The organism is Actinoalloteichus sp. GBA129-24 (genome assembly GCF_001941645.1).
Lineage (GTDB): Bacteria > Actinomycetota > Actinomycetes > Mycobacteriales > Pseudonocardiaceae > Actinoalloteichus_A > Actinoalloteichus_A fjordicus.
The window spans coordinates 5,569,982-5,593,739 of record NZ_CP016077.1 but is presented as its reverse complement, the minus strand read 5'-3'; the positions used below and the strand labels follow the sequence as shown (position 1 = coordinate 5,593,739).

The 23,758-nt window shown below is 71.6% G+C and carries 19 protein-coding genes; 11 read left to right on the top strand and 8 right to left on the bottom strand.

Going from position 1 to position 23,758, the window contains the following annotated elements; all coding sequences use genetic code 11:
- Nucleotides 1-62: 62 nt before the first annotated feature.
- From cydC to UA75_RS23880, 6 genes are all read right to left on the bottom strand, one after another.
- Nucleotides 63-1,706: a thiol reductant ABC exporter subunit CydC gene (gene cydC / locus UA75_RS23905; protein WP_157434403.1), complete on the bottom strand. Its 1,644-nt coding sequence runs from the start codon at nt 1,704-1,706 to the stop codon at nt 63-65.
- Entirely contained in the window at nt 1,703-3,670 is a 1,968-nt protein-coding gene (locus UA75_RS33400) for an ABC transporter ATP-binding protein/permease (RefSeq protein WP_157434402.1), read from the bottom strand. The genes cydC and UA75_RS33400 overlap by 4 nt, the downstream gene beginning before the upstream one ends.
- Nucleotides 3,671-3,690: 20 nt before the next feature.
- Nucleotides 3,691-4,467: a cytochrome d ubiquinol oxidase subunit II gene (locus tag UA75_RS23895; RefSeq protein ID WP_075742179.1), complete on the bottom strand. Its 777-nt coding sequence runs from the start codon at nt 4,465-4,467 to the stop codon at nt 3,691-3,693.
- A 14-nt stretch (nt 4,468-4,481) separates the two neighbouring features.
- Nucleotides 4,482-5,756 (bottom strand): cytochrome ubiquinol oxidase subunit I, encoded by a 1,275-nt coding sequence (locus tag UA75_RS23890; protein ID WP_075744134.1) that lies wholly within the window; start codon nt 5,754-5,756, stop codon nt 4,482-4,484.
- A 265-nt stretch (nt 5,757-6,021) separates the two neighbouring features.
- Nucleotides 6,022-6,687 (bottom strand): response regulator, encoded by a 666-nt coding sequence (locus tag UA75_RS23885; RefSeq protein WP_075742178.1) that lies wholly within the window; start codon nt 6,685-6,687, stop codon nt 6,022-6,024.
- The gene (locus UA75_RS23880) at nt 6,684-7,850 is read right to left on the bottom strand and encodes a sensor histidine kinase (RefSeq protein WP_083683532.1); all 1,167 of its coding nucleotides are present in this window, start codon (nt 7,848-7,850) and stop codon (nt 6,684-6,686) included. Before UA75_RS23880 ends, UA75_RS23885 begins: the two co-directional genes overlap by 4 nt.
- Before the next feature lie 143 nt (nt 7,851-7,993).
- Here UA75_RS23880 and UA75_RS23875 point away from each other — a divergent pair, with 143 nt between their 5' ends.
- The 4 genes from UA75_RS23875 to UA75_RS23855 all read left to right on the top strand — a co-directional run bounded on the left by UA75_RS23875 (nt 7,994) and on the right by UA75_RS23855 (nt 11,083).
- Nucleotides 7,994-8,446, top strand: a complete 453-nt coding sequence (locus UA75_RS23875; RefSeq protein WP_198042839.1) for a helix-turn-helix domain-containing protein — start codon at nt 7,994-7,996, stop codon at nt 8,444-8,446.
- On the top strand, nt 8,439-8,807 hold the full coding sequence (locus UA75_RS23870; RefSeq protein WP_075742176.1) for a DUF4180 domain-containing protein: 369 nt from the start codon (nt 8,439-8,441) through the stop codon (nt 8,805-8,807). Before UA75_RS23875 ends, UA75_RS23870 begins: the two co-directional genes overlap by 8 nt.
- Before the next feature lie 314 nt (nt 8,808-9,121).
- A complete protein-coding gene (locus UA75_RS23865) occupies nt 9,122-9,796 on the top strand; it encodes a hypothetical protein (RefSeq protein ID WP_075742175.1) in 675 nt (224 codons plus the stop codon).
- Between the two features lie 510 nt (nt 9,797-10,306).
- Nucleotides 10,307-11,083 (top strand): alpha/beta fold hydrolase, encoded by a 777-nt coding sequence (locus tag UA75_RS23855; RefSeq protein ID WP_075742174.1) that lies wholly within the window; start codon nt 10,307-10,309, stop codon nt 11,081-11,083.
- Nucleotides 11,084-11,490: 407 nt separating this feature from the next.
- Here UA75_RS23855 and UA75_RS23845 read toward each other — a convergent pair whose 3' ends face one another.
- Both UA75_RS23845 and UA75_RS33395 read right to left on the bottom strand, forming a co-directional pair.
- Nucleotides 11,491-12,408 (bottom strand): virginiamycin B lyase, encoded by a 918-nt coding sequence (locus UA75_RS23845; RefSeq protein WP_075742172.1) that lies wholly within the window; start codon nt 12,406-12,408, stop codon nt 11,491-11,493.
- A 219-nt stretch (nt 12,409-12,627) separates the two neighbouring features.
- Nucleotides 12,628-12,789 (bottom strand): hypothetical protein, encoded by a 162-nt coding sequence (locus tag UA75_RS33395; protein WP_157434401.1) that lies wholly within the window; start codon nt 12,787-12,789, stop codon nt 12,628-12,630.
- A gap of 227 nt (nt 12,790-13,016) precedes the next feature.
- On the opposite strand from UA75_RS33395, the gene UA75_RS23835 reads away from it, so the two are divergent.
- The 7 genes from UA75_RS23835 (at nt 13,017) to UA75_RS23805 (ending at nt 22,896) form a co-directional block, all read left to right on the top strand.
- Nucleotides 13,017-13,706, top strand: a complete 690-nt coding sequence (locus tag UA75_RS23835) for an antibiotic biosynthesis monooxygenase (RefSeq protein ID WP_198042838.1) — start codon at nt 13,017-13,019, stop codon at nt 13,704-13,706.
- A gap of 270 nt (nt 13,707-13,976) precedes the next feature.
- Nucleotides 13,977-14,942: a nucleoside hydrolase gene (locus UA75_RS23830; RefSeq protein WP_198042837.1), complete on the top strand. Its 966-nt coding sequence runs from the start codon at nt 13,977-13,979 to the stop codon at nt 14,940-14,942.
- Nucleotides 14,943-15,420: 478 nt separating this feature from the next.
- The gene (locus UA75_RS23825; protein ID WP_075742169.1) at nt 15,421-15,813 is read left to right on the top strand and encodes a pyridoxamine 5'-phosphate oxidase family protein; all 393 of its coding nucleotides are present in this window, start codon (nt 15,421-15,423) and stop codon (nt 15,811-15,813) included.
- 113 nt (nt 15,814-15,926) lie between these two features.
- Entirely contained in the window at nt 15,927-18,383 is a 2,457-nt protein-coding gene (locus UA75_RS23820) for a Tex family protein (protein WP_075742168.1), read from the top strand.
- A gap of 302 nt (nt 18,384-18,685) precedes the next feature.
- Nucleotides 18,686-20,032 carry a bifunctional o-acetylhomoserine/o-acetylserine sulfhydrylase gene (locus UA75_RS23815; protein WP_075742167.1) on the top strand — a complete coding sequence of 449 codons (1,347 nt, stop codon included), beginning with the start codon at nt 18,686-18,688 and terminating at the stop codon, nt 20,030-20,032.
- Complete coding sequence (metX, locus tag UA75_RS23810) at nt 20,029-21,171, top strand: homoserine O-acetyltransferase MetX (RefSeq protein ID WP_075742166.1); 1,143 nt, start codon at nt 20,029-20,031, stop codon at nt 21,169-21,171. Before UA75_RS23815 ends, metX begins: the two co-directional genes overlap by 4 nt.
- A gap of 435 nt (nt 21,172-21,606) precedes the next feature.
- The gene (locus UA75_RS23805; RefSeq protein WP_083684135.1) at nt 21,607-22,896 is read left to right on the top strand and encodes a helix-turn-helix domain-containing protein; all 1,290 of its coding nucleotides are present in this window, start codon (nt 21,607-21,609) and stop codon (nt 22,894-22,896) included.
- Nucleotides 22,897-23,758 lie beyond the last annotated feature (862 nt).

Here is a 23,758-nt window from a genome sequence, read left to right as displayed (position 1 = left end):
CTCCCCTTCTGACGACGACCACGGCGCCGCGTCGTCGTGTGCCGAATGGCGACGGACCTCAGTCAGCCGGTGGCGACCGCCGGCCCGAACGCGGCGAACACCTCGCGGTAGGCCGCATCCCGCCCGACCAACTCCTCATGCGGGCCGTGCGCGACGAGCAGGCCCTCGTCGAGGACCGCCACGGCGTCGAACATGTCGAGACACTCGGCGCGATGGGTCACCACGATCGTCAGCCGGCCTGTTCTGGCCGCGAGGACGGCCGCCAGCACGGTGTCGGCCGCCGCACCGTCGAGTCCCTCCGTCGGCTCGTCGAGCAGCAGCAGCGGCGGGTCCGCCAGGAGCGCGCGCGCCAGCAGCAGCCGCTGCCGTTGTCCGCCGGACAGCCCGTGGCCGCCCTCGCCCACCACGGTGTCCCAGCCCTGCGGCAGTGCCTCGATCACCGGAAGCAGCCCGGTCCGCGCCGCGGCCGTCCGCAACGCCTCTTCGTCGGCGTCGGGGCGCGCGAGCAGCAGGTTCGCTCGCACCGTCGTGTGGAAGACATGTGCGTCCTGGGTCATCGAACGCGACTCCGGGGTAGTGACGACGCCAGCGGCCGGTTCGACCTGGCCCGCGAGGACGTCGAGCAGGGTGCTCTTGCCCGCGCCGCTGGCCCCGACCACGGCCGTGGAACGGCCCGGCTCGACGTGCAGACTCACCCCGGCCAGCGCGGGCCGCGCGGCGTCGGGGTACCTCGCCCATAGATCGGTGACCGTGACGCCCGCCGTGGGCGGCGCGGCGCCGCGCGGCGGCGACGCGGCGGGGGTCCGCAACAACGCGGCGACCCGCCGTGTCGACGGCAGCAGCTCCACGAACCGATGTGCCGCCTCGACCAGCGGCCCGACCGTCTCGAAGGCGGCCAGTGCGGTGAGGGCGAGCACCGCCACCAGCACCTCGTCGGCCCCCGATCGCAGTGCCGCCAACGCCACCAGCACCGCCGAGCCGCCCTGGACGATCAGGCAGGCGGCGGTGGCCGTCGTCGTCACCGCTGCGGCCCGCCGCTCCAGGGCGGACACCCGGGCCAGCCGCCGGTCGGCCTCGGCACCCGCCCTGGCGGTTGCGCCGAAGGCCGCGAGCTCCCGCGCGCCGTCGACGAGGTCCAGGGCATGTTCGGCCAGCGCCGCGCGGGCCCTCGCCACTTTGGCACCGGCCCGGCGCAGGGCCAGCGCGGCGCAGACCGGGATCACCATGCCTGCCAGCAGCAGCCCCGCCACCAGCGGAACCGCGGCCTCGGGCAGCAAGACGAGGAACACCACGACCGAGCCGCCGCCGACCGCCGCCGCGGAGACCGCCGGGAGCAGCACCCGCAGGAGCAGGTCTTGCACGCCGTCCACATCGGCGACCATGCTGGTCAGCGCGTCGCCGTCCCGGCGAACGGCGCCGCGCACCACCGCCTGGTAGACGCGCGAGCGCAGGCGGGCCACGGCCCGCAGCGCCACGTCGTGACCGGCGAGCCGCTCCACATAACGGAACCCGCCCCGGAAGATCGCGAACGCGCGGACCGCCACGACGGCCGAGCCCAGTGCGGCGAGCGGCGGCTGCTCGGCGGCTCTGGTGATGAGCCAGGCCGCCGTCGCGGTCAGGGCCACCGCGCAGACCTCGGCGGCGATTCCGGCGAGGGCGGCGAACAGCAGCCGCCAGGTGCGCGCGGTGCGCAGGATCTCGATCACGGGCCCGCCTCCGCTCCGCCGATTCGTGCAGGTGAACGATCGTCCCGGCCGGTCGCATCCGGATCAGAGCTGTCTGGGGCGGGTTCTCGGCCGGTCGTCTCGACTCGCCTGGTCTCGGCGCCTGCTCCGGCGGCCTGCGCCGTCTCGCCTGGTCGTGGCGTGGCGGCCTCCGCGCGGGGAGTTGCCGCTCCGTCGGCCGCCCGGCCGTTCGTCAGGGTGACGACCCGGTCGGCGATGCCCGCCAGGGCCGGTCGATGCGCGACGAGCAGTGCCGTGCGGTCGGCGAGCAGCCGGGCCGCCGCCGTGACCACCGCCGCCTCGCTGCGCAGGTCGAGTCGGGCCGTCGGCTCGTCGAGCAGCACGACCGGCGCGGCACGCAGGAACGCCCGTGCCAGGGCGATCCGCTGACGTTGACCCGCCGAGACGCCCGCACCCCGCTCGCCGAGCACAGTGTCGTATCCGTCGGGCAGGGCCTCGATGAAGCCTGCGGCCTCCGCGGTGGCGGCGGCCGCCCGGACCTGGTCAGCACCGGCCTCGGGGCTGCCGAGTCGGATGTTGTCGGCGACGGAGGTGGCGAACAGATGCGGCTGCTGCGGCGTCCAGGCGATCCGACCGCGCCACCGGGCGATGTCCTGGTCGGCGAGGTCGACCCCGTCGATCAGGACCCGCCCTTCGTCCGGGGTCACGAAGCCGAGCAGTAGGTGGAGCAGCGTGGACTTGCCCGCGCCGCTGGGCCCGACCACCGCCAGCCGTTCGCCCGGCGCGATCGTCAGCGACACCCGGTCCAGGGCGGGCCGATCCCGGCCGGGAAACCGGACGGTGACCTCCTCCAACCGGATCTCCGGCGGATCGTCGCGGTCCGACTCCCGGCGCTCGTCGGGGCGGCGGCGATCCGACGCGGTGATCCGCAGGCGATCGGCCGGTTGCGGCGGGTCGGCAGGCGGCGGATCGATGTCGTCGAAGCGGACCGGGTCGCCGACGCCGACCCGACCGGCGGCACCGGCCGCCGCGCCGTCCTCGCGCGGTGAGAGCCGCCCACTGCCTGCCGAGCCTGCCGAGACCGAGACCGCCGTGGCAGGCTCGTCCGCCCCGGCAGACTGGTCCGCGAGGACGGCCCGCACCTCATCGGCCACCGTCATCCCCTCCGCCGCCGCGTGGAACCGGGTGCCGAGCGCCCGCACCGGCAGCAGGGCCTCCGGGGTGAGCAGCAGGACCACCAGCGCAGGAGCCAGATCGACGTCGCCCGCGATGAGGCGCAGCCCGATCGGCACGGCCACCAGCGCCACCGTGATCGAACAGACCAGCTCCAGGACCAGGGAGGACAGGAACGCCACCCGCAGCGCGCCCATCGTCGCGCGGCGATGTCCCTCGGCGATGTCGCGGATCACCAGCGCCTGGTGGTCGGTGCGTCCGAAGACCCGCAGGGTGGACAGTCCGACGAGGACGTCGCGGAAGTGGCCGCCGAGCCGCTGAAGCTCCTGCCAGCGATGGTCGGTCAGCTCACGGGTGCGCAGACCGATCAACGCGCCGAACACCGGGATCAACGGCAGTGCCGCCACCACGATCACCGCCGAGATCCAGTCGGCCATGCCGATCCGGATCAGCACCAGCGGCGGCACGACGACCGCCGTCACGACCTGCGGGAGATAGCCGCTCAGATACGGGTCCAGGGCGGCGAGGCCCTGAGTGAGCAGGGTGCTGAACTCGCCGCCTCGACGTCGGGAGTCCGCGCGGCGTACCAGCCTGCCGCCCAGATCCTGGCGGACCGCGATGCTCGCCCGTCGGGCGGCCGCGCCGAAGGCGCGCGTCACCACCGCTCGCAGCGCGACGACCCCGGCCAGCCAGGGCAGCATTCCCGAGTCCAGCCCGGCGATCGTCCTGGCCAGCAGTTCGGCCTGCGCGATGATCAGCAGGGCCTGGGCGAGGGCGTACAGCGCCCACCTGCCGCGCTCGCGACGCGGCATCAGGTCGTCCTGTCGTGTCCTCACAGGTAGGACGGCCTGTCCACCCGGTGACGGAACAACCACCACACCCAGCCCTGCGCGGCGACCAGCAGCGGAGTCAGCACCACCAGCACCGGCACCAGAAACGCGAGGGTGGCCGCGTCGGCGGCGGACTCCGCCAGCGGAAGCCGCGCTCCGACGGCCAGCACCGGCACCGCCATCGCCGCCGAGGTCAGGATGAAGGTTCGCACCTCGCCGGACTCGCCGGACAGTCTGCGGGCTCGTTCCCGCTGAGTGCCCGCCAGCCGGAGGGCGGCGAAGGCGAGTCCGTGTACGGCGAACAACGCGGCGATGCCGACGGCGGCCAGCCCCGCGCCGGGGCCGGTCACGGGCCGGTCGATGATCCCGGCCAACAGGCCCGCGAACATCCAGCCCCAGCTCAGTGCGACCGCCCAGCTGCCGAGGACGATCGCCCCGTCACACAGCCCCCACCAGATGCGCCCGGTCTCCCTGCCCCGCAGCCACAGGCCCATGTCGCGGATCACCCAGCCCGCGAGCAGCATGATCACGACGGGGAAGAGACTGCTCAGCAGGGCGCCTTCCAACACGGGGAAGCCGCCGATCAGGATGCCCGCCGTGGCCACCAGCCAGACCTCGTTGCCGAGGAAGAACGGTGCGATGGCGGCGATCCCCACCCGGCGTTCGGCGGCGTCGCGCCCCAGGAAGGGCAGCAGCATGCCCACGCCGATGTCGGCGCCGCCGAGGATGAAGTAGCCGACGGCGAAGAAGCCGAGGGCCGCGATGGCGATGATCTCCATGGTCAGCTCCGCTTCTAGAAGGTCGCCGTCGGGGCGGGCTCTGGACGGTGCTCGGCCTCGGGCCTGCCGAGTGCGACCTCGTCCGGTCCTCGGGCCGCCTGCCGCGCCAACAGCCAGTAGTTGACGAGGATCAGCACGCCGAACAGCACCGAGAAGGTGATCAGCGACCCGAGCATCGCCCCAGAGGACACCGGGGAGACGGCGTCCTCGACGCGCAGCAGACCGTTGACCACCCAGGGCTGCCTGCCCATCTCCCGGAACACCCAGCCCGCGATCATCGCGATGAAGGGCATCGGGATCGCCGCGATCAGCAGCAGATGCCACAGCCGGAAGCGCAGCACGACGGGGCGGAACCACATGAGCAGGAAGCTCGCCGCCGACAGCATCAGCATGAGTCCGAACATCGCGAGCATCGTGGTGGCACCCGCCTGCACCCATCCCACGGGCGGCAGATAATCGCCGGGGCCGTACTGCGCGACCATCTCGGCCTGCAAGCGGTCCAGTTCGGCCTGATCCCCGGCGTAGGCGGCCATCTTCATCGGCTGCGACTCGCCGGTGGGGGCGAACTGGATGCCGCCGATCGTCGCCGTGAACATCAGCGCAGGCAGGCCGACGGCCACCCCGATTCGCAGCGACCGACGGAAGAACTCCTGCTCGGGGGTGCGGCGGAACAGGTGGAACGCGCTGATCCCGGCCATGAAGAAGGCCGCGGTCACCAGCGCGCCGCCGAGGATGTGCCAGAAGGGCAGGATCGTGCTGTGGTTGGTCAGCAGCGCCCCGAGATCGGTCAGGACCAGGCTGTCGCCCTCGACGCGATAGCCGACCGGGTTCTGCAGGAAACCGTTGGAGACCAGGATCCAATAGGCCGAGGCGTAGGCGGTCAGGGTGACGACCCAGATCAACGCCAGATGCGCCCAGCGGTTGAGCCGATGCCAGCCGAAGATCCACAGGCCGAGGAAGGTGGACTCGATGAAGAACGCCACCAGCGTCTCCATGGCCAGGCTCGCGCCGAAGACGTTGCCCGCGAAGTGGGTGAGGCCGCTCCAACTCAGGCCGAACTGGAACTCCATCACCAGCCCGGTGACGATGCCGACCGCGTAGTTGATGACGTAGAGCTGCCCCCAGAACCGCGTCATCCTGGCGTGCACCTCGCTGCGCGAGAACGTCGCCCTGGTCTGGAGACACGCGACGATCGTCGCGAGACCGAGGGTCAGCGCGACGAACAGGAAGTGCGCACCCGCCGTGATCGCGAATTGCAGGCGCGCGAGTTCGAGGGTCTCGGCATTCACCCGATGAGGATCGTCGTGGCGTTCGGTCGCTGTCGTCACCCGCAGGCGGGTGATCGAGGTACCTCCGTGGATGTACGACCCCGACGACCCTGACACCGAGGGATGGCCGTCCCGGAGGCTCGAGTCAGGGTCGGGGCTCGCCTCGAGTCGGCTTCGACCGCCGCCGGAGTCGGCCGGGAGGGCGGGTCCTTGCGCGGCGCGGGCGGCCGGACGCGGGCGGCGCGGTGCGCCCTCGGTCTGCCGCCTGGCCCGCCGGACGGGGAGATCAGGCCAGCCAGCGCGGGGTGATCATCCCGGACTCGTAGGCCATCACGACGAGCTGGGCGCGGTCCCGCGAGCGCAGCTTGGTCATGATCCGGCTGACGTGCGTCTTGGCGGTGGCCGGGCTCAGCACCAGCCTGGCCGCGATCTCGTCGTTGGAGAGCCCCTCCGCGACCAGGGCGAGCACCTCCCGCTCGCGGTCGGTCAGTCCGTTCAGCACCGGACTCGGCTCGGGGGCCCGCCTGCGTCCTGCGATCTCGGCGATGAGCCTCCTGGTGACCGCCGGGGCCAGGAGCGCGTCGCCGCGCGCGACCACCCGCACCGCGTGAATCAGCTCCATCGGCTCGGTGTCCTTGACGAGGAAGCCCGCCGCGCCCGACCGCAGCGCGTCGTAGACGTAGTCGTCGAGGTCGAAGGTGGTGAGGATGACCACTCGGACCTCGGCGAGTCGCGGATCGGCCGCCAGCCGTCTGGTCGCCTCCAGCCCGTCCAGCTCGGGCATCCGGACGTCCATGAGCACCACGTCGGGCCGGTGCTCGGCGGCCAGCCGCAGCGCACCGTGGCCGTCGGCGGCTTCGGCCACCACCTCGATGTCGGGTTCGCCGTCGAGGATGGAGCGGAAGCCCGCCCGGACCAGATTCTGGTCGTCGACCAGCAGGACGCGGATCACCGGCCTGCACCCGTCGGAAGCCGGACGGTCACCCGGAGGCCGCCCTCGCGCCTGCTGCCCACGGCGAGTTCTCCGCCGAGCGCCCGCGCTCGCTCGTCCATGCCCCGCAGGCCGTTCCCCGGCACCGGGACACCGCCTCGTCCATCGTCGTCGACCGTCACGCGCACATCTTCGCGCTCGTACCCGATCGTCACGTGAGCCGTCCCCGCATTCGCGTGCCGGGCCACGTTGGTCAGTGCCTCCTGGATGATCCGGTAGGCGGCGCGATCGACCTCGGCGGGCAGTTCGCGCGCGGCACCGGTCACCTCGACGGTCACCGCCAGCCCTGTCGACCGAGCCTGGGCGGCGAGTTCGTCGACGCGGTCCAGGCTGGGCGAAAGGATCGCGGGGGCGGCCTCGTCGACCTGCCGCAGCATCCCGAGGGTCGCGCGCAGCTCCCGTAACGCCGAGCCGCTGGCCTTCTTGACGGCGTCGAGGGCGGCTCTGGCCTGGGCCGGGTCCTCGTCGAAGCGATGCAGCGCCGCGCTGGCCTGGACGTTGATCAGCGAGATGTTGTGCCCGAGAGCGTCATGCAGCTCCCTGGCGATCCGTAACCGTTCCTCGCTGGCCTGCCTTCTGGACTCCTCGACTCGACCGCGTTCGGCGACGGCGGCCCGCTGCTCGACCTCGTGGAGGTAGGCGAGTCGATTGCGCTGCACGGCGCCGATCGAGATCACGGCCACCAGCCAGCCTGCGAGCAGGAACATCGTGGCGTCGTCGACGTTGCGGTACTCGGCCCCCGCCTCGCCGTAGCCGACCGCGAGCATGGTGCCGACGGCCATGAGCACCGCCACCGTCAGGTGGCCGCGCGCGGCCACGGTGTAGAGGCCCACGGCGAAGGTCACCATCAACGGCCCGTCCACGGCGAACACCGGGTAATACACGCAGCAGGAGGCGAGGGCGAGCAGCGCGACCGTGACGGGGAAACGGCTGCGCACCAGCAGGGCCGCACAGGCCAGCAGGATCAGCAGCCACCCCCAGACATTGAGGGCGTCGGGGTGACCGGGGTCGTGATCGTCGAACAGGGTCCCGGTGACGACGATGATCGTGACCGCGAGGGCGATCAGCCCGTCGTCGTGCCGACCGCTCCGTTGTCCGCGGCGTCTCCCGCCGACGACTGCCATGCGCCGGAGTCTAGAACCCGCGCTCCGATGCTCGGCGATCTTCGGCGTCGGCCGTACGGCGGGAGCCGCGCCGGAGCGGCCCGTCGGGATCGATGTGCGCTAAACTTCCCTATCTATACCTATTCTGCGTCATTGAGGGACTGATGAGTGAGGATATGCTCTCGGTGGAACAGGTGGCGGATCGGCTCGGTCTGCACGTCCGCACCGTGCGCGGCTACATCCGCTCCGGCAGGCTGCCCGCGGTGCGGATCGGCAAGCAGTACCGGATCGCGCCCGCCGACCTGCAGGCTCTGCTGGGGCGTCCCGAGCCCCGGCCCGCCCGAGTCGCCGCCCCGGAGGTCTCCAGCATCGTGCAGATCGACGGGGTCTCGCCCGCCTCGGCCGATCGGCTGGGCACGCTCGTCCTGGCCTCGGTGAACACCGCCCGCGACCCGGCGCGCCCGCTGCGCCTCCAGACCGTCTACGACCAGGAGCGACACCGTATGAAGATCGTGATATTAGGTTGCCTCGCCGAGAGCGCCGAGGTGCTGCGCCTGCTCGACAGCGTCCTCGACGGCGACAACGGGCTGCTGACCTCGGAGGTGGACGGTGACTGACGTGCTGGAGCAGCGCGCAGGCGTCTCGGTCCTGGTGTGCGATCCGGCGGGGCCGACGGTGACCACGATTCAGGACGCCCTGGACCTGGTCGGCGCCGCCTTCCTCGGCGCCAAGGCGGTGGCCGTCCCCGCCGGGCGGCTGGACGAGAGCTTCTACCGCCTGCGCACCGGGTTTGCGGGCGAGGTCATGCAGAAGTTCGTCAACTACAACGTGCGGCTGGCCGTCATCGGCGACATCGCCGCGCACCTGGCGTCGAGTTCGGCGCTGCGAGCCCTGGTCGAGGAGTCGAATCGGGGTCGTCACGTGTGGTTCCTCCCGGATCTCGACGCGCTCGACGCCCGGCTGGCCGCCCTCGCCTGAGCCCGTCGCCGCCGGGTGCGGGCTGCCTGCGCGATCCGCCGCCGTCGAGCAGGAGCCGGGACGGCTCCTGACCTCGGCGGACCGGCCTCGCGCCTGACGCCGGGAGTCCGAGCGCCCGGCGGCTCTGCGGCCCGTCCTCGGTGCCTCGGCCGATCCTCGACCGAGTGGGCGACACCCGACGGGGTTCCGCTTCGACCCCCGACCGCGCACGGGACGGCCCTTCGCGACGGGCGGCCCGCTGCGTGCCATGTCAGGCTGCCTGCAAGACCGCGTCGACCACGCCAGGCGTGGGGCCAGCAGAAAGGGGGAGGCCGGTGTCCGGTCGTCGGGAGCATCCGCCCGCCATCGACCGTGCCGACGCCGACCTGGCCCTGATGGGCCGCTGGATCGTCGACGGACCGGAGAAGCAGACCCGCGCGGCGGAAGCGCTGCTCGCCGAGCGGTCCGGCTGGGGGTGGCTGGACGGCCTGATCTCCATCAGCTGCTACGCGAGCCTGGACGGCCGAGGGATGCTCACCTACTCCCAATGGGTGGACGAGAAGTCACTGCGTCATTTCATCGCCGTGGAGCGACCGTCGATGCTGCGCTTCGTCGATCGGGTGGTCCAGGGGATCGAACGACCGGGGGCGGTTCCGTACCGGGTGTACCGGTCCGCTGTGCTGCGCGACCCGAGGCCGCACTTCGAACGGATCAGCATCACCGTCTACGAGACGGCGGGACCTGATCAACAGCACGAGTTCTGCGACATCGTGATCGGTGTGTTCGAGGAGAGCAGGCCTGCGGGCCTGCTCGCCGTGTACATGCACGCCAGCCTCGACGGGCACCGGGTGTTCCAGTACATGGAGTGGGCCGAGCACGGTGCCTATGACGAGTTCGTCGGCATGACCGCGAACCGGGAACAGCTGCGGATGCTGGCCCGGTTTCCCGGCGCCTGGCTGATCGAGGTGGGCCAGTACCGATTCCTGGGCGGCGTCGAGACGGTGGGGTGAGACCGACACACCGCCGGTTCGGTGCTCCAGTCGACGGACCGATGTCGTGTGAGGAGGACGTCCCCTCGGTTCCACGTTGGAGTGATCGGAATCGAGAACCGTCCGAGAGGAACGGCTCAGGAACACGATCGATCCCCAGCCTGGTGTCGCGGATGCCGACGGGCCGGGACTGGCGCGATCGATGGCAGGCACGGGGGTTCGTGCCCGCCGCAGGCGGCGGCGATCCTGTGGCCGACACCGATGTCCGGCCCGGTCGAACGGTTGCCCGGGCTGTGTGTCCTCATGCTCGTAGCCCGGTGATGATCGCCGTCAGGACAACCCCGCCGCGACAGGTCAGCGCGAGTTCGTCGTAGCGGGTCGTGAGGCCGCGCCACTGTGGGGCGCTGCAGAATCCGCGTTCGACGAGGTGAGGGCCACGGTGGTCGATGCGGTCGACCGCCGGTGGCCGCCCCGCCGTGGCCCTGTCGGTAGCGTGATCAACAGTCGCGAACTACAGATGAGGAGCCGGATGTGACTGCAGTGTTCCTGCACGGGGTCCCGGAGACGGGCGTGATCTGGAACGGCGTGCGTGCGCGGTTAGCGGACGCCGGGGTGCCGAGCGTGGCCCTCGACCTGCCCGGTTTCGGTGCGCCGAGGCCCGCCGGTTTCGGCGCCACGAAGGACGAGTACGCGCAGTGGCTGGCCACGGAGCTGCGGGGGATCGACGGCCCGGTCGACGTCGTCGGGCACGACTGGGGAGCAGGCATCGTGCTGCGGGTGGTCACCGCGTTTGACGTCCCGGTGCGCAGCTGGGCGGTGGACTGTGCCTCGGTGACGCACCGCGACGTCGTCTGGCACGACATGGCGCAGATCTGGCGCACTCCCGGTCGCGGCGAGGACTGGATGGCGGCGTTCGTGGCCGCGTCCGCCGACGCAGGCGGTCGCCCCGGTGAACCCGGCTGGATGAAGACCGCGCTGCTGGCGTCCTGCCCGACACCGACGGACGCGGCACAGATCGAGAAGGACATCGACGACACGATGGGCGAGAGCATCCTCGCGCTCTACCGGTCGGCGACGCCCAACATCTTCGCCGACTGGGGTGCCGAGATGTCCCGGCCCACGTCGGCGCCCGGCCTCGTGCTGCGGGCGACCGCCGACGACTCCGACGACCCGGCCCGATCCAGGGAGATGGCCCTCGGGCTCGGCGCTCGTACGGCGGAGCTGGCGGGGCTCAACCACTGGTGGATGATGGAAGGGCCGGACGCGACGGTCACGGCTCTGCAGTCGTTCTGGGCGTCGTTGCCGTAGGCGCCGGGTCCGGTCAGAGGGGCCCTGCCTGCACTCGGGTGTCGCTCGGCTACCGGTAGAAGAACTGCGTCCGGCCAGGCGGATTCCGCTGGGATGTGTGGATTCGGCAGGCTGATTCGTGTCGACCGGTGCGGTCCTGCGCCAGCTGGAACGGCTGCTGCCTTCGTCGGATGGCCTACCGGGTCGGCCGTTCGCTGATCACCGCCGGGTGGCCGAGGGGATCATCTACCGGTTCTGGTGCGGGCTGGCCTGTCGCGATGTGCCGGTCGAGTTCGGGGGCGTGGCAGACGTGGTGGAAACGGCACCGCCGTTACGGTGGTGACGGCACGTGGGATTCGTTCCAGCAGGCCGCCGCACAGCAGCCGGTCGCGGACGGCGGCAGCACGCCGGACGCCGGACCCCGCCGATCAGCCGCCCGGACCGAGGGAGACCCGGGCAAGCGCCCCGGACTCCAACGCCGCCCAGAGCGCGCCGTCCGGGCCGAGGGCGATGCCGTGCGGCTCGGAGGCCGGGGTCGGCAGCGGGAACCGCTCGATCCGGCCGCCATGCTCGATGCGCCCGATCCCGTTGCCACCCCACTCGGTGAACCAGCAGGCGTCGTCCGGGCCCGCGACGACGGCATGGGGACGGGCGTTCGAGTCGGGCAGCGGGAACTCGGTGATCTCGCCGTCGACGCTGATCCGGCCGACGGCGCTCACCCCGATCTCGACGAACCACAGGGCACCGTCGCCGCCGAGGGTGATGCCGACCGGCGCGGCGGCGGGCGTCGGCAGCGGTCGAAGCGTGACGGCGCCGCGCAGGTCGATGCGGCCGATCGCGTTCGCCTGGTTCAGCGTGAACCACAGCGCGTCGTCGGGACCGGCCGTGATCGCCGAGGGCATGGCGTCCAGGACGGGCAGCGGGAACTCGGTGACCTCGCCGTCGACGGTGCAGCGACCGATGCGGTTCGCCGCCAGTTCCGTGAACCACAGCGCCCCGTCGGCCCCGGCGGCCACGCCGTACGGACCCGCCTCCGGCGTCGGCAGGTCGAACTCGGCGACCTCGCCTGTGGTGGTGATCCGACCGAGCCGGTGGCCTCGATACTCGCTGAACCACAGGGCGCCGTCCGGGCCGGGGACGATGACGGTGGGGCCGCCCGTCGCCGAGGACAGCGGATGTACCCGGACCTCGCCGTCGGTCGCCACCCTCGCGATGGCGCCCGCGTGGACGAGGGTGGTCCACAACGCGCCGTCCGGCCCGGCGGCGACGCCGTACGGCCCCGCCGCCGACGTCGAGACCGGGAACTCCTCGATGACGACCCGCGTCGTCCCGTCGTCGGCCCGCATCCTGGCTCCCCTCGTCGTCGGCGATCGACTCCGCCGGAAAGGTAGCCGCGCGACCGCCCGCCCGCATCCGGATATCGCAGCCGACCCGACCACCCGCCGGACTCCCGTCGACCCGTGGTCTACTGCGGACCCGCCGCCTCGCCGCGCCCGAGGAGACCTTGCCCGTTGCGACGGGTTCGTTCACCGGGTCGTCGGCAAGACCCGGCCATGCGGTGACCGTCACGTGAGCCCCTTCGCCAGTCGTCGCGCCATCGCGCCGACCACGTCGGTGCCGGTCGCTGATTCCAACCAGTCGAACTGCGGTCCGGAATCGGCTTCCAGGAACACCCGTTCGCCGTCCGGGCGGACGATGAAGTCGGCTCCGGTATCGGTGCGCCCCATCCGGCGCGTGAGCCGTGAAAGTCCTTCGCGGACGCTGGTCGGCAGCCCGACGAACGAGTACCTCGCGCCGTTGGGGTCGGCACGACAGTCTTCCCGGCAGCCGTCCCGGCATCGATTCGGATCGGCAACCACTCCTCGCCGATCGGTGCCGGCCATTGACCTGAACCTTGGTTCGGCTTGCAGGATGATCGTGTTCCCCCCCCGACGTGATGAGCGGAGCTTTTGACATGACCACAGGACGCCAGTCACGACGCGTGGCGAGCCGATCTGACGTAGGAACGATCCTGATCAGTCCGTGGATCGTCGGATCGCCACAGCGGCAGCGCGCCGCATCCGACTCGCTGATCGGCGAATGGGAGCAGCCGCCCTGGCCTGCCGGGTTCCTTGCTCTCACCTGCCTGCTGAGCCTGGACGGCACCACGGTGCTCAACTACGCGCAGTGGCGGAGCGACCCGGATCATCTGGCCTTCATGCGAACCCGGCGTCCGGCGATGGTCCGGAGCATCGATGAGGACGTTCCCGGCATCGAGCGGCCGGGCGTGGTTCGCTACCGGCTGCACCGCGCCATCGGCGCGGGTGCGACGACGGCAGGCGTCGACCACCGTGCGGCGGGCAGCATCGAGATCACCACGATGCGGACCGAGGACGTCGAGGCACAGGCGCGGCTGCTCGACGCGTGGACCGACGCGGCCGCCAGACCGGTGCCGGGACGGACGGCGCTCTACCTGCATCGCAGTGTGGACGGCACCAGAGCACTCGCCTACTCGCAGTGGGTCGACGATGCGGCGCGCGAGGCGTTCCACGCGGGACCGCTGCCCGATCCGCTGTCGCCAGAGGAGATCGAGGGAACGAGTGGGTGGGAGAAGGCGGCCTATCGGCGGTACCGCGACGTGGTGCCTGCCGAGGTGCCGGGCTGACTCTCGTCGGCGGGCACCGCCTCGGCCGCGGCGTGGGCGGGGAAACCCGGGTCACAACCCACGCTGGATGGTCGCCGACTCGGGGCGCAGTCAGGCTCAGTGTCGGCGAACGAGAATCGACCTGACGATCACCGAGACTGATCAGCGCGGGGGACGCGGCGGCCTGATTCCACGGGTGCGCGATGACCGCCCGGCCGCCGCCCCCCAACGTGATCTACTGCGGGCCGGACTATTGCGAAGCACGGCGGCACGATGGAGGGAGCACGCCCGATGGCACCGATTCGAGTGATCGTCGACACCGATCCGGGGGTGGACGACGCCGTCGCACTGCTCTATCTGGCCGCCCAGCGCGACCGGGTGGAGATCGTCTCGGTCGGCAGCGTGCACGGCAATCTCGCCGCTCGGCCCGCTGCGGAGAACGCCCTGCGCATCCTGGAAGTCGGCGGACTCGGCGCGGTGCCGGTCGCCGTCGGCGCCGAACTGCCGCTGGATCGGTCGGCCCTGTCCGGCGGCGGGTTCGTGCACGGCGACGACGGCCTGTCCGGCGCCGCCGGACCCGCCGCCTCGGCGCGGCCGGTCGACGAGCACGCGGCCGTCCGACTGGCCCGGCTCTGCCGCGAGAACCCCGGCGAGCTGTCGATCCTCGCGCTCGGGCCGCTGACCAACCTCGCACTCGCCCTGCACCTCGAACCGGCCCTGCCGCGCCTGGTCCGCTCGGTGATCTGGATGGGCGGCGCCTTCCATCGGCCTGGCAACATCACGGCCCACTCGGAGGCCAACGCCGCCCACGACGCGCAGGCCGCCGACCAGGTGTTGAGCGCCGGCTTCCCGCTGATGATCGTGCCGGTGGACGTCACGCTCCAGGTGTGGGCGGGCGCGCCGTGGTGGGAGACCGTCGCCGCCGCGCCCGGTGTGCGCGCCCGCGCCATGACGGCGTGGGCCCGCCGCTATCGCGAGGCCTACGCGGTGTACGAGGGCAAGGGCGAACTGGGCACCGTCATGCACGACCCGCTGGCCGCCGTGCTGCTGCTGGAACCGGACCTCGCCGAATACGAGGAGCATCCGGTCGTCGTGGAGCAGGCGGGCAGCCGGACTCGGGGCGCGACCCTGATCGACCGGCGCGGCTATACCACCGAGGTCGACCCGGGCCCGAACCGCCCGGCGGTCCGGGTGGTCACCGAGGTGGACGTGCCTGCGGTGCTGACACGCATTCAGGCGGCACTTCTGGTGGAATGACGACTAGGCGCCTGCCGCCGGGCCGCTCGGGCGGACCGCCTGTCACGACGTGGGCGTCGCTGGTGGTCCGCAGCGGTTCGGCCAGACCGTCAGTCGATACTCCGCGTACGGCTCGCGCCCTGTCGTCGCAGCGAAACACGACCGCATCAGGCATGCCAGGCCGCCCGCCTGCGGGTCGTGCGGGCGCCGGTCGGATCGTCGTCTGCCGTGCCCGCGACTCCGTCCGGCATCTACGGCATCGCCTCCTTGGTGGGCAGGCGGGGGACCTCGAACGCTGCCCGGTGGCCTGCCACACGGGGACCAGTCACCCGACCGCCGTGCGCCGCGACGGCTCCCACCACGATGGACCGACCCGCCCCGTCTGCGTCCTTTCTGGACAATGGGGCTGAGCCGCCGTGCCCACCCCGAACCGAGCACGGCCGGTGCCGAGCGGAGAGCCGAGTGCGGGCCGCGCACGCCGAGCTGGTGGGATGGGTCGATGGCTGAACTGAGTGTCGAGGCGTCGAAGCGACTGAACACCGAGCGCACCACAATGCTGTGCACGGTGCGTCCGGACGGATCGCCGCATGTCGCGCCCGTCTGGTTCGTCTACCGGGACGGCACCTGGTGGGTCAGCACCGGGGAGGGCAGCCGCAAGGCGCGCAACCTGATCGCCGAGCCGCGAGTGTCGCTGGCCCTGCCGGACGGCGAGGCCCCGGTGGTGGCCGAGGGACGGGCCGTCGTGCACCGGGTGCTCCACCCGGAGATCGTCGCGGCCTTCGCGGAGAAGTACGACGGCTGGGATCTCACCGAGCCCGGTTACGGCGTGGACACGACCGTGCTCGTCGAGGTGGAGGCGACCCGCTGGCTGTTCGGCGGCGCGGCGCACTGATCGACAGGAGGCCTCGCGACCGGGACGCGCCGACGGCGGGCGGCGCACCGGTCGCGGGCCGCAGCGCGGCAGAATGCACGGCGACCGTGACGCAATGGAGGCGGGCTCTAACAGTGACGACGTCCATTCATTCCAAGATCGCCGACGAGCTGGGTGTGCGGGAGACCCAGGTGCGCTCGGCGGTCGAGCTGCTTGACGGCGGGGCGACGGTGCCCTTCATCGCCCGATACCGCAAGGAGGTGACCGGCACCCTCGACGACGTGCAGCTGCGCAACCTGGAGGAGCGACTCCGCTATCTGCGCGAGTTGGAGGAGCGCCGGACCGCGATCCTGGACTCGATCCGATCGCAGGGCAAGCTCGACGAGGCGCTCGAGGCCAGCATCATGGCGGCGGACTCCAAGGCACGGCTGGAGGACGTCTATCTCCCGTACAAGCCCAAGCGGCGCACCAAGGCGCAGATCGCTCGCGAGGCCGGGCTCGAACCGCTCGCCGAGCGCCTGCTCGACGATCCGTCGCACGATCCCCAGGCCGAGGCGGCGGGCTTCATCGACGCGGACAAGGGCGTTGCGGACGTCCAGGCCGCGCTGGAGGGTGCCCGCTCGATCCTCGTCGAGCGCTTCGCCGAGGACGCCGATCTGATCGGCGGACTGCGCGAGCACATGTGGACCCAGGGCCGACTGTCCGCCCGGGTCCGCGAGGGCAAGGAGGACGCGGGCGCGAAATTCTCCGACTACTTCGACTTCTCCGAGCCGCTCACCCGGCTGCCCTCGCACCGCATCCTGGCGATGTTCCGAGGCGAGAAGGAGGAGATGCTCGACCTGGTCGTCGATCCCTCCCCGACGGACCCGGCCGAAGAGCAGGCCGGGACCCGACCGGGACCGACCGAGTACGAGACGCGGATCGCGGCCCGGTTCGGCATCGCGGACAAGGGACGGCCTGCCGACCGCTGGCTGAACGACGCCGTGCGCTGGGCTTGGCGGACCCGCATCCTGACCCACCTCGGCATCGACCTGCGGATGCGGCTGCGCCAGGCGGCCGAGGAGGAGGCGGTGCGAGTGTTCGCCGCCAACCTGCGTGATCTGCTGCTCGCCGCCCCGGCGGGCAGCCGGGCGACGATGGGACTGGACCCCGGTTTCCGGACCGGAGTGAAGGTCGCCGTGGTCGACGGCACCGGCAAGGTCGTCGCGACCGAGACCATCTACCCGCACGTGCCCGCGAGGAAGTGGGACGAGTCGCTGGCCGTCCTGGCCCGCCTCGCCCAGCGGCACGGGGTCGACCTCATCGCGATCGGCAACGGCACGGCCTCGCGGGAGACCGACAAGCTCGCCGCCGAGCTGATCACGCGGCATCCGGAGCTGAAGCTGACCAAGGCCGTCGTGTCCGAGGCGGGCGCCTCGGTGTACTCGGCCTCGGCCTACGCCACGCAGGAGCTGCCCGGCATGGACGTGTCCCTGCGGGGCGCGGTGTCCATCGCGCGGCGCCTCCAGGACCCGCTCGCGGAGCTGGTCAAGATCGATCCGAAGTCCATCGGCGTCGGGCAGTATCAGCACGATCTGGCCGAGGCTCGGCTCTCCCGCTCGTTGGACGCGGTGGTCGAGGACTGCGTGAACGCCGTGGGCGTCGACGTCAACACCGCGTCGGCGCCGCTGTTGACCAGGGTGTCGGGCATCGGGGAGGGCCTGGCGGAGAACATCGTGGCCCATCGCGACGGCAACGGGCCGTTCCGGTCGCGCAAGGCGTTGAAGGACGTCGCCCGCCTCGGCCCGAAGGCCTTCGAGCAGTGCGCGGGCTTCCTGCGCATTCCCGGCGGGGAGGACCCCCTCGACACGACCAGCGTGCACCCGGAGGCGTACCCGCTGGTCCGCCGCATCCTGGACGCGGGAAAGACCGAGATCGGCGCCGTCCTGGGCAACGGCCGGGCGCTCGCCGCCGTCTCCCCGGAGCAGTTCGTCGACGAGAAGTTCGGTCTGCCGACGGTCACCGACGTCCTCAAGGAACTGGAGAAGCCCGGCCGCGACCCCCGGCCCGCCTTCGTCACGGCCACCTTCAAGGAGGGCGTGGACAAGATCGGCGACCTCGTGCCGGGGATGCTGCTGGAGGGCGTGGTCACCAACGTCGCGGCCTTCGGCGCGTTCGTCGACGTCGGCGTCCATCAGGACGGACTGGTCCACGTCTCGGCGATGTCGAACGACTTCGTCAGCGATCCCCGCGAGGTGGTCAAGTCCGGGGACGTGGTCCGGGTGAAGGTCCTCTCGGTGGACGTGCCGCGCCAGCGGATCTCGCTGACCCTGCGCCTTCAGGACGAGGTCGACGCGCGCGGCGGCAACGGATCGGGCGGCAACGGCCGACGCGATCGGGACGGCGGGAACCAGAACGGCGGCGACGGCAGGCGCGGCGCCGGCCGTGGCCGGTCGGGCTCCGGCGGCCACACGGCTCGGGGCGGCAACGGGAACTCCGGCGGCGGGCGTGGCGGGAACGGCCGCGACCGGGATCGCGCGGGTTCCGGCGGCGGCGCGATGGCCGACGCCCTGCGCCGCGCAGGTCTGGACAAGGGCCTCGGCGGACGCTGATCCGGCGGAGGTGACCGAGAAGGCGGGCCGTCCGATCCCGGTGGGGATGGGGCGGCCCGCTCGTCGTTCCGGGTCCTGATTTCACTCGAACGAGTAGAGATCAGCCCACATGGTGGACATGGTGGACCGGCTGTTGGGAGCAACCTAGCCTCGCCGACAGGATGGCGACGACGTCACGACCGGTGGCGTTCGGCCGCCACCGTCGATCCCGGCCGCGCGCCGAGGCGGTGCGGACACCGGTCGATCCGGCGTCCGACCCGGCCTGACGTCGTGGCGGCCGCGTCCCCAGGAGGAGTCCACCGATGACCGTCGAGGCACCCGACACGACCCCCGTCCCCGAGCCGTCGGCACCGGACACCGCAGGCTGGTCCTTCGAGACCAAACAGGTGCACGCGGGCGCGGCGCCGGACCCGGCCACCGGGGCGCGGGCGACGCCGATCTACCAGACCACGTCGTTCGTCTTCCGCGACACCCAGCACGGCGCCGACCTGTTCAGCCTCGCCGAGCCCGGCAACATCTACTCGCGCATCATGAACCCGACCCAGGACGTCCTCGAACAGCGCATCGCCGCGTTGGAGGGCGGCGTCGCGGCGGTGGCCTTCGCCTCCGGCTCCGCGGCGACCACGGGCGCGATCCTGAATCTGGTGAGCGCGGGCGATCACCTCGTCTCCAGCCCGTCGCTCTACGGCGGCACCTACAACCTCTTCCACTACACGCTGCCCAAGCTCGGCATCGAGGTCACCTTCGTCGACGACCAGGACGACCTGGCCGCGTGGCGGGCCGCCGCCCGGCCGAACACGAAGCTCTTCTTCGCCGAGTCGCTGGCCAATCCCGGCAGCAACGTGCTCGACATCCGCGCGGTCGCCGACCTCGCCCATGAGGTGGGGGTGCCGCTGGTGGTCGACAACACCGTGCCCACCCCCTACCTGCTGCGGCCCATCGAGCACGGCGCCGACATCGTGGTGCACTCGGCGACCAAGTACCTCGGCGGGCACGGGACGACCATCGCGGGCGTGGTCGTCGACGGCGGCACCTTCGACTTCGGCGCGGGCGAGCGGTTCCCCGGCTTCGTCGAGCCCGACCCGAGCTACCACGGCCTGAAGTACTGGGAGGCCCTCGGACCCGGTGCCTTCGCCGCCAAGCTGCGCGTGCAGGTGCTCCGCGACACCGGGGCGGCCATCGCCCCGCTGAACGCCTTCCTCATCCTCCAGGGGATCGAGACGCTGTCACTGCGCCTGGAGCGGCACGTCGCGAACGCCCAGGCGCTGGCCGAATGGCTGGAGTCGCGGGACGAGGTCGCGACGGTCTACTACGCAGGCCTGTCGAGTAGCCCGTTCCACGACGCGGTGCAGAAGTACCTGCCGCGCGGCGCGGGCGCGGTCGTCTCCTTCGAGCTGCGGGGCGGCGTCGAGGCCGGTCGCGCGTTCGTCGACGGCACCGAGCTGTTCAGCCAGCTCGTCAACATCGGCGACGTCCGCAGCCTCATCGTCCACCCGGCCAGCACGACGCACAGCCAGCTGTCCGAGGTCGAACAGCGCTCCTCCGGCGTGACGCCCGGCCTGGTCCGGCTGGCCGTCGGGCTGGAGGGCGTCGACGACCTGCGAACGGACCTGGAGGCAGGCTTCCGGGCGGCCGAGGCGCACCTGTGACCCGTGCCCCAGCTGGATCGCCCACCCCGGTCGGCCGGTTCTGGCGAGACGGCGACGATCCCGGCGGCCGGCGGTGGGCGGCGCTCGACACGGCACTGCGGTTGGAGTCCGGGGTGCTGCTGCCCGGCGTGCGGCTCGCCTACGAGACCTGGGGCACGCTGAATGCCGACCGCTCCAACGCCGTGCTCGTCCTGCACGGCCTCACCGGGGACAGCCACGTCGTCGGCCCGGCTGGCACGGGTCACCCCACGCCGGGCTGGTGGGAGGGCCTCGTCGGTCCCGGGAGGCCGCTCGACACCGATCGACGATTCATCGTCGCCCCCAACGCCCTCGGCGGCTGTCAGGGCAGCACGGGACCGTCCTCTCCCGGCCCGGACGGCAAACCGTGGGGGGCCCGCTTCCCCCGGATCACCGTGCGCGACCACGTCGCCGCCGAGTCGCGCCTCGCCGACGCGCTCGGCATCGACGTCTGGGCAGCTGTCCTCGGCGGTTCGATGGGCGGGATGCGGGCCCTCGAATGGGCCGTCGGCCTGCCGGATCGCGTCGACGCGCTGCTGGCGCTGTCCTGCCCGGCGGCATCCTCCGCGCAGCAGATCGCCTGGGCGTCGACCCAACTGCACGCCATCCGCGCCGATCCGCACTGGCACGGCGGCGACTATCACCGCCACAGCACCAGCCCGGACGCAGGCCTGGGCGTCGCGCGGCGCATCGCGCACACCACCTATCGCGGCGAGGGCGAACTGGCCGAGCGGTTCGGCAGGCGGCCGCAGGCCGGGGAGGAGCCCGGCCGGGGCGGGCGGTTCGCAATCGAGTCCTATCTGGACCATCAGGCCGACAAACTGCTGCGACGGTTCGATGCGGGCAGCTATGTGGTGCTCGTCGAGTCGAAGAACTCCCATGACGTGGGGCGCGACCGGGGTGGGATCGACGCCGCACTGTGCAGGATCACGGCCCGGACGCTGGTGGCAGGCGTGGACACCGATGCGCTCTACCCGGTGGCTCAGCAGCGGGCCTTGGCCGAGGGCATTCCCGGCGCGGCCCTTCGGCTGATCCGATCGCCTTACGGCCACGACGGCTTCCTGGTGGAGACGGAGCAGGTGGGCGGGCTGGTACGGGATCTGCTGGGGGAGCCGTGCTGACGGGTCGCGCGGCGGACCGCCTGAGAGGACAGGGTGCGGTCTCCAGGCGAGGCGGCCAGCGCGGCCCCTCCGCCGTTCCCGTGGCGTTCTTCGGGCGCACGCATCGCATTTCCGACAGAAAGATGCGGCGACAATAATCGAGTCGATCAACGATTGAACCGACGATTCGCTGTTCAGCGCCGAACACCGCCGATATGCCGCGCGACGCCGCCGAGTCGTTGCCGATGAAGATCGACTTTTGACGGACTTCGGTGCCTGCCCGGCCATGATCCGGGCGGGTGATCTGCTTGGCCTATCACCTTGCTCCGAAATCCTCCTCCGCTACCTGCGATCGGATACGTTGAGCGGCGGGGAGCGGTATAGGGGGGCGGCATGAACACAGCCGGCGACAGTCCGAAGGCACCCGTTGATCCGGCGGTGTGGCACGAACCAGAGATGCGCGCGTCCTTGGCGGTCCGCGATATCGGCGCGGTCTATCGGCAGCTCAAGCGGCGCGGCGTCTCACAACGCAGGATCGCGGGACTCACCGGCCAGGCGCAGCCGGAGATCTCCGAGATCATGAACGGTCGGCAGGTGATGGCTTATGACGTGCTGTCTCGTATCGCCGACGGTCTCGGTGTGCCACGCGGATTGATGGGTCTGGCATATGACGGTGTGCAGGCCGTCGATCTGCGAGAACAGACGGAAGGAGACAGCGACATGGAGCGTCGAGGCTTTCTCGGCCTGGTAGCCAAGGCCGCCGTCGTGGGTTTGAGCGCCAGCGAACTGGAGAGTATTCGCGTGCTCCCCGAACCGGGGCCGAGGCCGAGCCGAGTCGGAATGCAGGACGTCGCGAATCTGGAGGCGACGATCGGCTTCTTCCGTGCTCAAGACGATCGATACGGCGGCGGTTCCGTCCGCTCGGCGGTCACCGCGCACCTGGAATGGGCGGACGGGCTGCTGGAGGCCGCCGCGAGCGACGCGGTGCGCACTCGATTACAACAGACCCTCGCGGACCTGCATTCACTGGCGGGCTGGGTGTCGTTCGACCTCGGGTCGACCAGACACGCGGTCCGCCATTTCGCCAACGCGCTGGTGCTGGCCAAGGAGAGCCGGGAACACGCGCTGGCGGCGAAGGTGCTCTTCCAGATGGGGCGGGTGTATCTGCACGACGGCGAGCCGGGGAACGCACTGAAGGTCTTCCAGCTCGGGCAGATGTCGGCCCAGGACGCGAACTCCCCGCGCGCGGTCGCCCTGCTGCATCTGAACGAGGCATGGGCCTACGCGGAGCTCGGCAACGCGGGGCAGACGAGGGTGCAGCTCACCAGGGCCGCCGAGGAGCTGGCCAGGGAGTCCGATCAGGACGTGCCGTCCTGGCTCGCCTTCATGAGCGAGGCCGAGATCGAGGGCATCGCCGGGATGGCCTACACCGCACTGTCGGCTCGGGACCGCTCGTTCTCCGGGGCGGGCCTCGAGCACGCCACCCGCTCCTTCGACATGAGAGCGGAGACGGACGCGCGGTCCCGCACGTCCGATCTGATCGCGATCGCGGTCAACCGGCTTCGGGCAGGCGAGGTCTCCGGCGGGGTCCGGGCAGGCGCCGAGGTGCTACAGCGGATGGACGGCGTCAGATCCTCGCGGCTGCTGGACCGCCTGGGGTGGGTGCAGCAGGCCGCTGAACTGCATGCCGGGCAGGGCGACGCCCGCGACCTGGCCGAACAGGTCTCCCGTCTCCGATCCGCCTGATCGTGCCTGCGGCGTGGATCAGGCCCGCCTCGACCGGCGCCTTCGGTCGCGCGGTTGGGTCGGGACTATCGGCTTCACTCCTCGCCCGCCCGAGCCCCAGACCGCCACGCTTGTCCGGCGTGGCGCCAGTGAGGGGAGTGATCGCGATGTTCTGGTCTCCGCAGCCGAGGGTCTCGCCGACCATGAGACACCCGGTGTCGGCCGCCCGAGTCTCCGGCCGGCGTCGGGTAGACCGAACCCGACATCGGTCCTGCCGGTGCGGGGGTCCTCGATGTCGATCCGCCTGCCACTCGGCACGGCCGTCGTCGACGATCACCGCTGCCCGGACCGTCGCCTGCCTGCCGATGCCCGGTGAAACCAGGCCGTCGCGTCGAGCAGTGCGCGGTCCGCGATGAACTCTGGGCGCGGCTCCGAGCCGGCCGGTGGAGGCGGTCGTCGTTGGATCGGCGTCTTCCGCAGCCTGGAACACCGGATGGACCCCAACTATCATTCGGTGACCGTGGCGGTCTGTGGTGCGGCATTACGTCCGGCGGACGCGGCGACCCCGATGTCCCCGTGTCCGCTGTGCTTCCCGCCCGGGGGCTCGGCGGGGGAATCCTCGACCGGGCAGTCCGGGAAGCCGCGTTCGCACCTGGGGCACGACCGTCCCGCTGCGCCCGCAACCCGTCCTGCGGCGCCTCCCCGGTCTTCGGCGGGTGTCGGGCTGCCGCGATCGACCCCGATTCGTCGGGCCGCACCGATCATCGACGGGGCTCTCCCGGCGTCGACCCGGTCGACCGGGTCGATCTCGGGCTCGCGCCGCTGAGCAGAGGAGACGACGTGCGATCACCGAGGGGGGACGGGTGGCCGTCAGATCGAGTCC